The 15,512-nt window shown below is 48.1% G+C and carries 11 protein-coding genes and 1 tRNA gene; all 12 read left to right on the top strand.

Features of this window, described 5'->3' with window-relative positions; genetic code table 11:
- Positions 1 to 196: 196 nt before the first annotated feature.
- Positions 197 to 273: transfer RNA gene (locus MJX74_RS21350), tRNA-Trp, on the top strand.
- 74 nt (positions 274 to 347) lie between these two features.
- On the top strand, positions 348 to 722 hold the full coding sequence (gene secE, locus MJX74_RS21355; protein ID WP_068231310.1) for a preprotein translocase subunit SecE: 375 nt from the start codon (positions 348 to 350) through the stop codon (positions 720 to 722).
- Positions 723 to 737: 15 nt separating this feature from the next.
- On the top strand, positions 738 to 1,265 hold the full coding sequence (gene nusG, locus MJX74_RS21360; RefSeq protein ID WP_068231313.1) for a transcription termination/antitermination protein NusG: 528 nt from the start codon (positions 738 to 740) through the stop codon (positions 1,263 to 1,265).
- A gap of 120 nt (positions 1,266 to 1,385) precedes the next feature.
- Entirely contained in the window at positions 1,386 to 1,814 is a 429-nt protein-coding gene (rplK, locus tag MJX74_RS21365) for a 50S ribosomal protein L11 (RefSeq protein WP_068231316.1), read from the top strand.
- 3 nt (positions 1,815 to 1,817) lie between these two features.
- Positions 1,818 to 2,519, top strand: a complete 702-nt coding sequence (gene rplA, locus MJX74_RS21370) for a 50S ribosomal protein L1 (protein WP_240225055.1) — start codon at positions 1,818 to 1,820, stop codon at positions 2,517 to 2,519.
- A gap of 284 nt (positions 2,520 to 2,803) precedes the next feature.
- On the top strand, positions 2,804 to 3,298 hold the full coding sequence (gene rplJ / locus MJX74_RS21375; RefSeq protein ID WP_068231322.1) for a 50S ribosomal protein L10: 495 nt from the start codon (positions 2,804 to 2,806) through the stop codon (positions 3,296 to 3,298).
- A gap of 64 nt (positions 3,299 to 3,362) precedes the next feature.
- The gene (gene rplL / locus MJX74_RS21380) at positions 3,363 to 3,728 is read left to right on the top strand and encodes a 50S ribosomal protein L7/L12 (RefSeq protein WP_173502801.1); all 366 of its coding nucleotides are present in this window, start codon (positions 3,363 to 3,365) and stop codon (positions 3,726 to 3,728) included.
- Positions 3,729 to 3,902: 174 nt separating this feature from the next.
- The gene (rpoB, locus tag MJX74_RS21385; protein ID WP_240225056.1) at positions 3,903 to 7,928 is read left to right on the top strand and encodes a DNA-directed RNA polymerase subunit beta; all 4,026 of its coding nucleotides are present in this window, start codon (positions 3,903 to 3,905) and stop codon (positions 7,926 to 7,928) included.
- A gap of 65 nt (positions 7,929 to 7,993) precedes the next feature.
- Complete coding sequence (gene rpoC, locus MJX74_RS21390) at positions 7,994 to 12,175, top strand: DNA-directed RNA polymerase subunit beta' (RefSeq protein WP_240225057.1); 4,182 nt, start codon at positions 7,994 to 7,996, stop codon at positions 12,173 to 12,175.
- 152 nt (positions 12,176 to 12,327) lie between these two features.
- Entirely contained in the window at positions 12,328 to 12,702 is a 375-nt protein-coding gene (rpsL, locus tag MJX74_RS21395; protein ID WP_019677787.1) for a 30S ribosomal protein S12, read from the top strand.
- A 90-nt stretch (positions 12,703 to 12,792) separates the two neighbouring features.
- A complete protein-coding gene (gene rpsG / locus MJX74_RS21400; RefSeq protein ID WP_027672433.1) occupies positions 12,793 to 13,263 on the top strand; it encodes a 30S ribosomal protein S7 in 471 nt (156 codons plus the stop codon).
- A gap of 26 nt (positions 13,264 to 13,289) precedes the next feature.
- Positions 13,290 to 15,392, top strand: a complete 2,103-nt coding sequence (gene fusA, locus MJX74_RS21405; RefSeq protein ID WP_240225058.1) for an elongation factor G — start codon at positions 13,290 to 13,292, stop codon at positions 15,390 to 15,392.
- Positions 15,393 to 15,512: the final 120 nt, after the last annotated feature.

The following is a 15,512-nucleotide window of genomic DNA, read 5'->3' on the forward strand; positions in this document are numbered from 1 at the left end:
ACAGTAGGTGCGGGTGTAGTATCAAAAATCCTGGCGTAATAGCTAAGATGTGAAAAAGCCCCGTAAGGGGCTTTTTTATTGCTTTATACATTTAAAAATAACGCAATAAGAGACACTAAGCTTGTTTTAGCACGTTAAGACAGTATAATGAGCGGCTATTTGAAAACCCGGCGATAGGTCTGGTTTACAACCTTGTAGGGGCATAGTTCCAATTGGTAGAACAGCGGTCTCCAAAACCGATGGTTGGGGGTTCGAATCCCTCTGCCCCTGCCAATATTTTTCGGCACAGCATAAGCTCTGCCGGTAGTGTGTTGCTATAAGCAAGTCAAGGTGAAGTGAGTCAAAGCATGAACGCAGCAAGTGAAACCCCAAAAAGCGGATTTGATGTAATTAAGTGGTTGCTGGTCTTTGTTATTTTGTCACTGGCAGTAGTGGGTAACTACATATATGAGTTATCTGCATTAGAGCGGGCAATTGCTATCGTAGTGCTGGTAATTATTGCTGGTGTAGTTGCCGGGCAGACGCAAAAAGGTAAAACCTTTATTAACTTCGCTAAAGAAGCACGTACAGAAGTACGTAAAGTGGTCTGGCCAACACGGCAGGAAACCATGCAAACAACGTTAGTTGTATTGGTTGCTACAGTGATAATGGGCCTGCTGCTGTGGGGGCTGGATGCAATTTTATTACGCGTTGTATCATTTTTAACAGGATTGGGGATCTAAGCCATGGCTGGAAAAATGCGTTGGTATGTAGTGCAGGCATTCTCAGGCTTCGAGCAACGGGTTGCTACCTCTCTGCGTGAACATATCAAAATTCATCAGATGGAAGATAAGTTTGGTGAAGTGCTTGTACCTACCGAAGAAGTGATTGAAATGCGTGCCGGGCAGAAGCGTAAGTCTGAGCGCAAGTTCTTCCCTGGCTATGTGCTGGTGCAGATGGAAATGTGCGAAGAAGCGTGGCACTTAGTTAAAAGCGTGCCGCGCGTATTAGGTTTTATCGGTGGTACCTCAGATCGCCCTGCGCCGATTTCTGAAAAAGAAGCCATGACTATCCTGAATCGTTTACAGGATAATATTGACAAGCCGAAGCCGAAAACACTGTTTGAAACCGGCGAAGTGGTGCGCGTTACCGAAGGCCCATTTGCCGATTTCAATGGCGTGGTAGAAGAAGTAGATTACGAAAAAAGCCGCGTAAAAGTATCTGTATTGATCTTCGGCCGTTCTACTCCGGTAGATCTGGAATTCGCCCAGGTCGAAAAAGCGTAAAGATAAACATTGTAACCGGGCGCTGATTAAAATATAATCTGCGCCCTTTTTAACATTGGGAAGCCGTTTGAGTAAGTGTCCTCGCATTTACAAGGCTACGACCCAGAACAGAGGTGAAACATGGCAAAGAAAGTCACTGCACTTATTAAACTGCAGGTTAAAGCCGGTATGGCTAACCCGTCGCCACCGGTAGGTCCGGCGCTGGGTCAACATGGTGTAAATATCATGGAGTTCTGTAAAGGCTTCAACGCCCGTACAGAAAGCCTTGAGAAAGGTATGCCAATCCCGGTAGTAATTACTGTATATAGCGATCGTTCTTTCACGTTCGAAACCCGCACTCCTCCGGCATCTTTCCTGTTATTGAAAGCAGCTGGTTTAAAAGGTGGTTCAGGTCGTCCTAATACCCAGAAAGTTGGCAAAATCACAGCAGCTCAGGTTGATGAGATTGTTAAGGTCAAGCAGCCAGATTTAACTGCTGCAGATCATGCTGCTGCGGTGCGTACTATTGAAGGTACTGCCCGTTCTATGGGTTTAGTGGTGGAGGGCTAACAGATGGCTAAATTAACTAAACGCGCTAAGTTAATCCGCTCTAAAGTGGATGCAACCCGCGAATATGATATCAACGAAGCAGTTGCTCTGTTAAAAGAATTAACAGCTGGCAAGTTCCTGGAAAGCGTTGATGTTGCTGTAAATCTGGGCATTGATGCCCGTAAATCTGATCAGAACGTGCGTGGTGCTACTGTACTGCCTCACGGTACTGGCCGCACTGTTCGCGTTGCTGTGTTTACTCAGGGCGCTAACGCTGAAGCCGCTAAAGCTGCTGGTGCTGACATTGTCGGCATGGAAGACTTAGCTGAACAGGTTAAGAAAGGCGTAATGGATTTTGACGTGGTTATCGCATCACCAGACGCTATGCGCGTTGTGGGTATGTTAGGTCAGATCTTAGGTCCACGTGGTTTAATGCCTAACCCGAAAACCGGCACTGTTACCCCTAACGTAGCAGAAGCGGTTAAGAACGCTAAAGCGGGTCAGGTACGGTACCGCAACGACAAGAATGGTATTATCCATTCTACTATCGGCAAAATCGATTTCGATGCTGATAAGTTAAAAGAAAACTTAGAATCCTTATTGGTGGCGTTAAAGCGCGCCAAGCCTTCAGTGGCAAAAGGTATCTTCATCAAGAAAGTGACTATTTCTTCTACCCATGGCGCAGGTTTAACTCTGAGCCAGGCGTCATTGAGCGCAGTGGTTTAAGGCGTAGTGCTTTACAGAGCAGCGTGATTATTTTATAATCGCGCGCTCATTTTTAGGGTAGGAGCCGTATTTTTTCGAAAATAACGGCTTCCGTCCAAGACCGTAGGTGTCAGGATTTTCTTTTGAAATGAGTGACTTAAAATGCACAACCTACGCAGACGGTGCAGGCCCCAGAAGAATTGATTCTTTCTGGTCTCACCGTAAATCGCGCGCTTTATGGCGACATAAAGCGATGTGTAGGCAAACGGGCAATAATGCCCGGATGAACCAGGAGTTAAAAGCCAATGGCTATTAAGCTTGAAGACAAAAAAGCACTTGTTGCTGAAGTCCAGGAAGCTGCCAAAGGTGCTTTATCTGCGGTAGTCGCAGACGCTCGTGGTGTCACTGTAGGCAAAATCACTGCGCTGCGTAAGCAAGCGCGTGAAGCCGGTGTATGGATGAAAGTTGTCCGTAATACGCTGGTTCGCCGTGCAGTAGAAGGCACCGAGTTTGAGTGTCTGAACGATGTATTCGTAGGCCCGACGTTAATTGCGTTCTCTAAAGAGCACCCAGGTGCTGCAGCGCGTATCTTCAAAGATTTCGCAAAAGAGAACAAAGACTTCGAGCTGAAAGGTGCAGCGTTTAATGGCGCCACGGTAAACATTGAGGTGTTAGCATCGTTACCAACTTACGACGAAGCTATTGCACGTTTAATGAGCACCATGAAAGAGGCAGCAGCCGGCAAACTTGTACGTACAATTGCCGCGGTTCGCGACCAAAAACAAGAGCAAGCCGCGTAATTTTACGCTTGGTTTGATACAGAGTTTAATTCGGGCCACGGCCCCTAATTTAGGAATCTGAGCAATGTCAGTGACTAAAGATCAAATCTTAGATGCTATCGCAGCAATGTCTGTAATGGATGTAGTTGAGTTAGTAACTGCAATGGAAGAAAAATTCGGTGTGTCTGCAGCTGCTGCTGTAGCTGTTGCTGCAGGTCCTGCTGCTGCTGCTGAAGAGCAAACTGAATTCAACGTAATTCTGGCTGGTATTGGTGCGAACAAAGTTGCTGTTATCAAAGCAGTACGTGGCGCAACCGGTTTAGGTCTGAAAGAAGCGAAAGACTTGGTTGAATCAGCTCCGGCTGCAATCAAAGAAGGCGTTTCAAAAGCAGAAGCAGAAGCTCTGAAGAAAGAACTTGAAGAAGCTGGTGCATCTGTTGAAGTTAAATAATCCGGCTTATACCGGATTATTCGCCTGAAATTCAGGCCGGGCTGGTGATGAATTAATCACCGGCCTTTTTGCGCTGTGGGACAATGATTTCCCCACCCCTGTTGATACTATGGCTGGTATCAAAGCAACCTGTAATGGGTTGTTGGGAAAAAAATCAGCAAGCTGAGGAACCCCATGACTTACTCTTATTCTGAGAAGAAACGTATCCGTAAGGACTTCGGCAAACGTCCGGAAGTATTGGATGTGCCATACCTGTTGTCGATTCAAATCGAGTCGTTCAGCAAATTTATCGAGCCTGATCCGGAAGGCGGTTACGGTTTAGAAGCCGCATTCCGCTCTGTATTCCCTATTAAAAGCTATTCAGGCAGTGCGGAATTGCAGTACGTTAGCTACCGCATCGGGGAACCTGTATTTGACGTAAAAGAATGTCAAATCCGCGGTGTTACTTACTCAGCGCCATTACGTGTAAAACTGCGCATGGTGTTATTCGATAAAGAAGCACCAGGTACGATCAAAGATATCCGTGAACAAGAAGTCTACATGGGCGAAATCCCGTTGATGACTGAAAACGGTACCTTTGTTATTAACGGTACTGAGCGCGTTATTGTATCTCAGTTACACCGTAGCCCGGGTGTGTTCTTCGATCACGACCGTGGTAAAACGCACTCATCAGGCAAGGTACTTTATAACGCCCGCGTTATTCCTTACCGTGGTTCCTGGTTAGATTTCGAATTCGATGCCAAAGATAACCTGTTTGTGCGGATAGACCGTCGCCGTAAGTTACCGGCTACGATTCTGTTGCGCGCGCTGGAATTCAGCACCGAAGATATTCTGAGCACTTTCTTTGAAAGCACTCAGTTTGAAATTAAAGACGGCAAGTTGATGATGGCTGTAGTGGCCAACCGCTTACGCGGTGAAACAGCCGGTTTTGATATCAAAGACAACGATGGCGAAGTCATAGTAGAACAAGGCCGTCGTATTACTGCACGCCACGTGCGTCAGCTGGAAAAAACCGGCATGACCATGATGGAAGTACCACACGAGTATGTGGTAGGCCGTGTGCTGGCAAAAAATTACGCTGACCGTTCAACCGGAGAGATTATTGCCGAGGCGAACGCAGAGCTCACACTGGAGCTGTTAGCAAAACTGGCTAAAGCCGGTTACGAGAGTTTTGAAACTCTGTATATCAACGATTTGGATCAGGGCTCTTATGTTTCTGAAACCATCCGTATCGACCCAAGCAGCAACCGTATGGAAGCACTGGTAGAAATTTATCGCATGATGCGCCCTGGTGAGCCACCAACGCGTGATGCGGCTGAAACCTTATTTGAAAACCTGTTCTTCTCGGAAGACCGTTATGATTTATCAACGGTTGGCCGGATGAAATTTAACCGTCGGGTTAACTTTGAAGAGGGCGTCGGTGCCGGCGTACTGAGCAAAGAAGACATTCTGGCGGTAATGAAAGTATTAATCGACATCCGGAACGGTAAAGGCGAAGTGGACGATATCGACCACTTAGGTAACCGCCGTATCCGTTCAGTTGGCGAAATGGCTGAAAACCAGTTCCGTGTTGGCTTAGTACGTGTAGAACGTGCTGTGAAGGAGCGTCTGTCGCTGGGCGATTTAGATGCGGTAATGCCGCAGGATCTAATCAACGCCAAGCCAATTTCAGCTGCTGTTAAAGAGTTCTTTGGCTCAAGCCAGCTGTCACAGTTTATGGATCAGAACAACCCGCTGTCAGAAGTGACGCACAAGCGTCGTATTTCTGCTTTAGGCCCGGGCGGTTTAACGCGCGAGCGTGCCGGTTTCGAAGTCCGTGACGTACACCCAACACATTATGGTCGCGTATGTCCAATCGAAACGCCTGAAGGTCCGAACATCGGTTTGATTAACTCACTGTCTATGTTTGCTCAAACTAACGAGTATGGCTTCCTTGAAACGCCGTACCGTCGTTTGGAAGACGGTGTAGTAACCGACGAAGTCGATTTCCTGTCAGCCATAGAGGAAGGCAACTTCGTTATCGCTCAGGCGAACGCTGAACTGAATGCGGAAAACCGTCTGTCAGAAGAATTAGTGCCTTGTCGTTACAAGAACGAATTTACCCTGATGCCGGCCGATAAAGTTCAGTACATGGATGTTGCACCACAGCAGATCGTATCGGTTGCTGCGGCGTTAATCCCGTTCCTGGAACACGATGATGCTAACCGTGCACTGATGGGCTCAAACATGCAACGTCAGGCCGTACCAACGCTGCGTGCTGATAAGCCGCTGGTAGGTACCGGTATTGAGCGCGTGGTAGCGAAAGACTCGGGTGTTACTGTGGTAGCGAAACGTGGTGGCGTGATTGACTACGTTGATGCCAGCCGTATCGTAATCAAGGTAAATGAAGATGAAATGGTAGCCGGTGAAGCCGGTATCGACATCTACAACCTGACTAAATACACCCGTTCTAACCAGAACACCTGTATTAACCAGCGTCCTTGTGTAAACCATGGTGAGCCGATTGAACGTGGCGACGTATTGGCAGATGGCCCGTCTACCGATTTAGGTGAGCTGGCATTAGGTCAAAACCTGCGCGTAGCATTTATGCCGTGGAACGGTTACAACTTCGAAGACTCGATTTTGTTATCCGAGCGCCTGGTACAGGAAGACCGTTTAACCACTATTCACATTCAGGAATTAAGCTGTATCGCCCGCGATACCAAGCTTGGGCCTGAAGAAATCACCGGTGATATCCCGAACGTAGGTGAGTCTGCGCTTTCCAAGCTGGACGAAGCCGGTATCGTGTATATCGGTGCTGAAGTGAAAGGCGGCGACATTCTGGTTGGTAAGGTTACGCCTAAAGGCGAAAGCCAGCTAACGCCGGAAGAAAAACTGTTGCGTGCTATCTTCGGTGAGAAAGCGTCAGATGTAAAAGATACCTCGCTGCGGGTACCAAACTCAGTAACAGGTACTGTTATTGACGTACAGGTATTTACCCGTGATGGTGTAGAAAAAGACAAGCGTGCGCGTGAAATCGAGGAAATGGAAGTCAAACAGGCTAAGAAAGACCTGAATGAAGAATTCCGTATCCTGGAGGCCGGTATCTTTGACCGTGCCCGTAACCTGCTGGAACAAAGCGGTGTTGACCGCGCCAAGCTGGATACGATGAAAGGCGATGCGCTGTTTAATCAAAGCCTGAGCGACGAAGATAAGCAAAACGATCTGGAGCAATTGGCCACACAGTACGAAGAAATTCGTGTTGAGTACGACAAGAAGTTCGAAGCCAAGCGCCGCAAAATTATCCAGGGTGATGATTTGGCGCCGGGCGTGCTGAAGATTGTTAAAGTGTATCTGGCAGTAAAACGCCGCATCCAGCCGGGTGATAAAATGGCCGGCCGTCACGGTAACAAGGGTGTTATCTCTACTATCGTTCCGGTAGAAGATATGCCATACGACGAACACGGCAAGCCGGTTGATATCGTGCTGAACCCGCTGGGTGTACCGTCACGGATGAACATTGGTCAGATTTTGGAAACGCACCTGGGCTTAGCTGCCCGTGGTATCGGTGATAAGATTGACGCGATGATCAAAGAGCAGAAAGAAACGGCAGAAATCCGTGACTTCCTGACCAAGGTGTATGCACTGGGTGAATCACGCCAGAATGTAGATATTGCCAGCTTTACTGATGATGAAATTCGTCGTTTAGCGCAAAACCTGCGTAAAGGCTTACCTGTTGCCACACCGGTATTCGATGGCGCCAAAGAAAGCGAAATCAAGCAATTGCTTGAGCTGGGTGACTTGCCGTCAAGCGGTCAGATCACATTGTACGATGGCCGTACCGGTAATACCTTCGAACGTAAGGTTACCGTAGGTTACATGTACATGCTGAAACTGAACCACTTGGTTGACGATAAGATGCACGCCCGTTCTACCGGTTCTTACAGCCTGGTAACGCAACAGCCGTTGGGTGGTAAAGCTCAGTTCGGTGGTCAGCGTTTCGGTGAGATGGAAGTGTGGGCACTGGAAGCATACGGCGCAGCATACACGCTGCAGGAAATGCTTACCGTTAAGTCGGACGACGTTAACGGCCGTACCAAGATGTATAAAAACATCGTTGACGGTGACCACAGAATGGAACCTGGCATGCCAGAATCTTTCAACGTATTGATGAAAGAGATCCGTTCGCTCGGTATTAACATCGAATTGGAAGAGGAATAAACCGACGTTAAGTTGGGGGGCAGTTCGCTGCCCCATTCCGGTTTACCTCTTACAGGAGAGCAAAGGTGAAAGACTTATTAAAGTTTCTGAAACAACAAACTAAGACCGAAGAGTTTGATGTTATCCGTATCGGTTTATCTTCGCCGGACATGATCCGTTCATGGTCCTTTGGTGAAGTGAAAAAGCCAGAAACGATCAACTATCGTACCTTTAAACCCGAGCGTGACGGTTTATTCTGCGCCCGTATTTTTGGCCCGGTAAAAGATTACGAGTGTTTGTGCGGTAAGTACAAACGCTTAAAGCACCGCGGTGTTATTTGTGAAAAGTGTGGTGTTGAAGTTACTTTAACCAAGGTGCGTCGCGAGCGCATGGGCCACATTGAACTGGCCAGCCCAACGGCACACATTTGGTTCTTAAAATCACTGCCAAGCCGTATTGGTTTGTTGCTGGATATGACTCTGCGTGATATCGAGCGCGTGCTGTATTTCGAAAGCTATGTGGTAACTGAGCCTGGTATGACGTCGTTAGAGCGCCGTCAGATGCTGACCGAAGAAGAATACCTTGACGTGCTGGAAGAGCATGGCGATGAGTTTGAAGCCAAGATGGGTGCCGAAGCAATTCTGGACATCTTAAAAGGCATTGAGCTGGCAACAGAAATCAAGCAAATGCGTGAAGAGCTGCCAACTATCAACTCAGAAACCAAGCGTAAGAAAATCAGCAAGCGTTTGAAACTGATGGAAGCATTCCACACGTCTGGCAACAAGCCAGAGTGGATGATCATGACAGTACTGCCGGTACTGCCACCGGATTTACGTCCGTTGGTACCACTGGACGGTGGCCGTTTTGCTACCTCAGATCTGAACGATTTATACCGTCGTGTGATCAACCGTAACAACCGTCTGAAACGCCTGTTAGATTTATCTGCACCTGACATTATCGTACGCAACGAAAAGCGTATGTTACAGGAAGCGGTAGATGCGTTATTAGACAACGGCCGTCGCGGCCGGGCTATTACCGGTTCTAACAAGCGCCCGCTGAAATCTTTGGCCGATATGATCAAAGGTAAGCAAGGTCGTTTCCGTCAGAACTTGCTAGGTAAGCGCGTTGACTACTCAGGCCGTTCTGTTATTACCGTAGGCCCTACGTTACGTCTGCATCAGTGCGGTCTGCCGAAGAAAATGGCACTTGAACTGTTCAAGCCGTTTATCTATGGCAAGCTTGAAGCACGTGGTTTAGCCACTACCATCAAAGCTGCCAAGAAGATGGTTGAGCGCGAAGAAGGCGCAGTATGGGACGTGCTGGATGAAGTTATCCGCGAACATCCGGTACTGTTAAACCGTGCACCAACACTGCACCGTTTAGGTATTCAGGCGTTTGAACCGGTTCTGATTGAAGGTAAAGCCATTCAGTTACACCCATTGGTGTGTGCGGCTTACAACGCCGACTTCGACGGTGACCAAATGGCCGTTCACGTGCCGTTGACTATCGAAGCCCAGCTGGAAGCCCGTGCGTTGATGATGTCAACTAACAACGTACTGTCACCTGCTAACGGTGAGCCTATCATCGTTCCTTCACAGGACGTTGTGTTAGGTTTGTATTACATGACGCGTGAGGCTATTAACGCCAAAGGCGAAGGCATGATGTTTAAAAGTGCGAAAGAAGCTGAAAAAGCCTTCCGTGCTGACTGTGCCAGCCTGCATGCAAAAGTAAAAGTGCGTATCACTGAAGTAGAGTTTGCTGAAGATGGCAGCCGTACTGAAACAACCGCAGTACGTGACACTACCGTTGGCCGCGCTATTCTGTATTCTATCCTGCCGGAAGGCTTAGCTTTTGATTCAATCAATCTGGCGATGGGCAAGAAGCAAATTTCACGTTTATTAAACGGTGCCTACCGTCGTATCGGTCTGAAAAAGACCGTTATTCTGGCAGACCAAATCATGTATACCGGTTTCCATTACGCCATGTTGTCAGGTGTATCGGTAGGTATTAACGATATGGTGATCCCGGATTCTAAGACCGACATTATCGACGCTGCAGAAGCAGAAGTAGCCGAGATCCAGGACCAGTTCCAACAAGGTCTGGTTACTGCCGGTGAAAAGTACAACAAAGTTATCGATATCTGGTCTACTGCTAATGAAGTGTTGTCTAAGGCGATGATGGACAACCTGTCAAAAGAAGACGTGGTTGACCGTGATGGCAATACCGTACAGCAGCAGTCATTCAACTCGGTATATATGATGGCCGACTCCGGCGCTCGGGGTTCACCGGCGCAGATCCGTCAGCTGGCAGCAATGCGTGGTCTGATGGCAAAACCGGATGGTTCTATCATTGAAACGCCAATTACGGCTAACTTCCGTGAAGGCTTAAGTGTATTACAGTACTTCATCTCTACTCACGGTGCGCGTAAAGGCTTGGCCGATACCGCTCTGAAAACAGCTAACTCCGGTTACCTGACCCGCCGTCTGGTAGACGTTGCGCAAGACTTAGTCGTTACTGAGCGGGACTGTGGTTCTGATCAGGGTATTATCATGAAGCCGCTGATTGAAGGTGGTGACGTGGTCGAAGGTCTGCGCGAGCGCGTACTGGGCCGGGTGGTTATTGGTGATGTTGTATCACCAACAACAGGTGCCGTACTGGTAGCCGATGGCACCATGCTGGATGAGCAATTGTGTGATGCCTTAGAGCAAAACTCAATTGACGAAGTACACGTACGCTCGGTAATTACCTGTAAAACTGACTTTGGCGTTTGTGCCAAATGTTATGGCCGTGATTTAGCACGCGGTCACCTGATAAACGCCGGTGAAGCGGTAGGTGTTATTGCGGCACAATCAATCGGTGAACCAGGTACACAGTTAACCATGCGTACCTTCCACATCGGTGGTGCGGCATCACGGGCATCAGCAGAGAATAGTGTACAGGTTAAAACGGCCGGTACCTTAAAGCTGCAAAATGCCAAGTTTGTGCGTAATGCTGATAACAAGATTGTTATCACCTCACGTTCTGCTGAAGTGACAGTGTTTGACGAATTAGGTCGTGAGAAAGAGCGTTATAAGCTGCCGTACGGTTCGATCCTGACGACAGACGATAATGCCAAGATCACAGCTGGCCAAATTGTGGCGAACTGGGATCCGCATTCACACCCTATTATCGTTGAGCGTGGCGCCAAGGTTAACCACAGCGATGTGGATGACACTAACACTGAAGTACAACAGGATGAGCTGACCGGCTTAACCCGTACCGTGGTGAAAGATTTGGCCAAGGCTAACGCCAAAGAGCCAAAACTGATCCTGACCATGGATGACGGTGCGCTGCAGGAAATCCGTTTACCAAGCTTTACCACTATCGAAGTTACTGATGGTGCTACGGTAAAAGCCGGTGAAGTATTGGCACGTATTCCGCAGGAAAGCTCGAAGACCCGTGACATCACCGGTGGTCTGCCGCGCGTTGCTGACTTGTTCGAAGCGCGTAAGCCAAAAGATCCGGCCATTCTGGCGGAAATCTCCGGTGTTATCAGCTTCGGTAAAGAGACTAAAGGCAAGCGTCGTCTGTTAATCACGCCGGACCAGGGTGATGTACATGAAGAGATGATCCAGAAATGGCGTCAGGTTAATGTGTTCGAAGGTGAGCGCATTGAAAAAGGCGAAGTTATTTCTGAAGGCCCGGAGTCAGCACACGATATCCTGCGTTTACGTGGTGTCCACCATGTGGCGAGCTACATTGTGAACGAAGTACAGGACGTTTACCGTCTGCAGGGCGTTAAGATCAACGATAAGCACATCGAGACCATTATCCGTCAGATGCTGCGTAAGTGCTTAATTACCAGCCCGGGCGACAGTGAGTTCTTGGAAGGCGAAATGGCTGAAGTGGCCCGCGTCAATATCGCTAACCGCGAATTGGAAGCGGCCGGTAAAATGCCTGCGCAATACGAGCGTTCATTACTGGGTATTACTAAGGCGTCACTGTCGACTGACTCGTTCATTTCGGCGGCGTCGTTCCAGGAGACCACACGCGTTCTGACTGAAGCTGCTGTAGGCGGTAAGATTGACGAACTGCGTGGTCTGAAAGAAAACGTAATTGTTGGCCGTTTGATTCCGGCAGGTACTGGTTTTGCGTATCACCAAAACCGTGCCCGTCTGCGTCAACGCGGCGGCAATAACGAAGTTGTTGAACCGGCAATGAGTGCAGAAACGGCAGAGCAAGCCTTGTCTGACGCTTTGAACATGGATTTGTCAGGTAACGACGACTAAAAGCAGGGAAACAGCGCTGATTGCTGGCTAAATTAGCAGCAATTGGCTTTGTTCCTTGACAGGTCAAAGCTTGACCATTAGAATTCCGCGACCCTGATTTTGGGGGGCGGAATTTTCACGTTTATTGGGTATATATTAACCAGGAGTATTTAATGGCAACAATCAACCAGCTAGTGCGTAAGCCGCGCAGCCAGAAGGTAGCCAAGAGCACCGTTCCGGCGCTTGAAGCTTGCCCGCAGAAGCGTGGTGTTTGTACCCGTGTATACACCACTACACCTAAGAAGCCAAACTCAGCATTACGTAAAGTATGCCGTGTTCGTTTAACTAACGGATTCGAAGTTTCTTCTTACATTGGTGGTGAAGGCCATAACCTGCAAGAGCACAGTGTTGTGCTTATTCGCGGTGGCCGGGTAAAAGACCTGCCAGGTGTGCGTTACCACACCGTACGCGGCACATTAGACTGTGCTGGCGTTAAAGATCGTAAACAAGCCCGTTCTAAGTACGGTGCAAAACGGCCTAAGAAATAACGGTACTCCGTTAGTAAGGCCAAACTAAACAACTTTTTTTCTTTAATGTATTAAAAGTTTTGGAATCACCTGAAGCAATCGGAGTTACGAATGCCAAGAAGACGCGTCATAGGTCAACGTAAAATTCTTCCAGATCCTAAATTCGGAAGTGAATTACTTGCCAAGTTTGTAAACGTCGTTATGGTCGACGGTAAAAAATCTACAGCCGAATCAATTGTATACGGCGCATTAGAGTTAGCAGCTACCAAGTCTAAGAAAGAACATTTAGACATTTTTGAAGTAGCTCTGGACAACATTCGTCCAACGGTCGAAGTTAAATCACGCCGCGTAGGTGGTTCTACCTACCAGGTACCATGTGAAGTTCGTCCTGTACGTCGTAATGCTCTGGCAATGCGTTGGTTGGTTGAAGCTGCCCGTAAACGTGGTGAAAAATCAATGGCTCAGCGTTTAGCTGGTGAAATGCTGGATGCCGTTGACAACAAAGGTTCTGCAGTGAAAAAACGTGAAGACGTGCACCGTATGGCCGAAGCTAACAAAGCGTTCGCCCATTTCCGTTGGTAAGCCCGTCTTAACAAGAGGATATTATTGTGGCACGTACAACCCCAATAGAACGCTACCGCAACATTGGTATCTGTGCTCACGTAGATGCGGGTAAAACCACCACTACTGAGCGTGTACTGTTTTACACCGGTCTGTCACATAAGATTGGTGAAGTACACGACGGCGCAGCGACCATGGACTGGATGGAGCAGGAGCAGGAGCGTGGTATTACTATCACGTCCGCTGCAACTACGACATTCTGGGCGGGTATGAATGCTCAGTTTGAGCAGCATCGCGTTAATATCATCGATACACCGGGGCACGTTGACTTCACTATTGAAGTTGAACGCTCGCTTAGGGTATTAGATGGTGCTGTGGTTGTGTTGTGTGGGTCATCAGGGGTTCAGCCGCAAACGGAAACGGTTTGGCGTCAAGCCAATAAGTATGAAGTACCGCGGCTGATCTTCGTTAATAAAATGGACCGCACCGGAGCCAACTTCCTACGCGTTGTTAAGCAGGCGCAAACGCGTCTGAACAGTACCATAGTGCCAATTCAGCTGCCTATCGGCGCTGAAGACGATTTCGCAGGCGTAGTCGATCTGATTAAGATGAAAGCCATCAACTGGAATATGGAAGACCAGGGGATGACGTTCACTTATGAGGAGATCCCTGCTGACATGCTAGAAGAATGTCAGCATTGGCGGCAAAATCTTATCGAAGCAGCGGCAGAAGCCAGCGAAGATATGATGGAGCGCTATTTAGAGGGCGACGAGTTCACTGAAGACGAAATCAAAGCGGCATTGCGTGTGTTAACACTGCGCAATGATGCGGTTTTGGTATTATGTGGTTCTGCTTTCAAAAACAAAGGTGTTCAGGCAGTGCTGGATGCGGTAATTGAGTACTTACCTTCTCCGACCGAAGTTAAGGCGATTACCGGTATCAATGAAGACGAGTCTGAAGGCGAGCGTCACTCCAGTGACGACGAACCTTTCGCAGCACTGGCGTTTAAAATTGCTACTGATCCCTTCGTGGGTACGCTGACATTTTTCCGTGTGTATTCCGGTGTTATCAACACAGGTGATACGGTATACAACCCGGTGAAAATGAAGAAAGAGCGTATTGGTCGTGTCGTGCAAATGCACGCCAACAACCGTCAGGAAATTAAAGAAGTACGTGCCGGCGACATCGCTGCCGGTATCGGTTTCAAAGACGTAACAACAGGTGATACCTTGTGTTCACCTGACCATATTATCACTCTGGAGCGGATGGAATTCCCAGAGCCGGTAATATCTGTTGCGGTGGAACCGAAAACCAAAGCTGACCAGGAAAAAATGGGTATTGCGCTGGGTAAACTGGCGGCTGAAGACCCTTCTTTCCGTGTACATACTGACGAAGAAACCGGCCAGACTATTATTTCTGGCATGGGTGAATTGCACCTGGACATCATTGTTGACCGTATGCGCCGTGAGTTCAAAGTAGAGGCTAATGTGGGTAAACCACAGGTTTCTTACCGTGAAACACTGCGTGGTACCACTGAAGTTGAAGGTAAGTTCGTGCGTCAGTCTGGTGGTCGTGGTCAGTTTGGTCACTGTTGGCTGAAAATTGAGCCGCAGGAAGAAGGTGCCGGTTATACGTTCGTGAATGCGGTAGTGGGTGGCGTGATTCCAAAAGAGTACATCCCAGCTATTGATAAAGGTATTCAGGAACAAATGAAAAACGGCGTTCTTGCTGGCTACCCGGTAATTGACGTTAAAGTTACTGTGTTTGACGGTTCGTACCACGATGTTGACTCAAACGAAATGGCGTTTAAAATCGCTGCTTCAATGGGCTTCAAAAAGGGTGCACTGCAAGCCAAGCCGGTTATCCTTGAGCCAATTATGAAAGTTGAGGTGGTAACACCGGAAGACTTCATGGGTGATATTGTTGGTGACTTAAACCGTCGTCGCGGTATTATCAACGGCATGGAAGATGCACCTGGTGGTATCAAAATCGTTGATGTGCACGTTCCGCTTTCTGAAATGTTTGGTTATGCAACCAACATGCGTTCGTTAAGTCAGGGTCGCGCTTCATACTCAATGGAACCATTGAAATATGCGGAAGCTCCTAACAACGTTACAGAAGCAATTATCGCTGCACGTAAAGCATATTAATAACTTAGTTTGGCCTGCAAAAGCAGGCCGCAATTAAATAAAGAAGGGTCTATTCATGGCTAAGGCTAAATTTGAACGTAATAAACCGCACGTAAACGTAGGCACCATTGGTCACGTTGA

Origin of the sequence: Rheinheimera hassiensis, from assembly GCF_022436675.1 — a bacterium.
GTDB lineage: Bacteria > Pseudomonadota > Gammaproteobacteria > Enterobacterales > Alteromonadaceae > Alishewanella > Alishewanella hassiensis.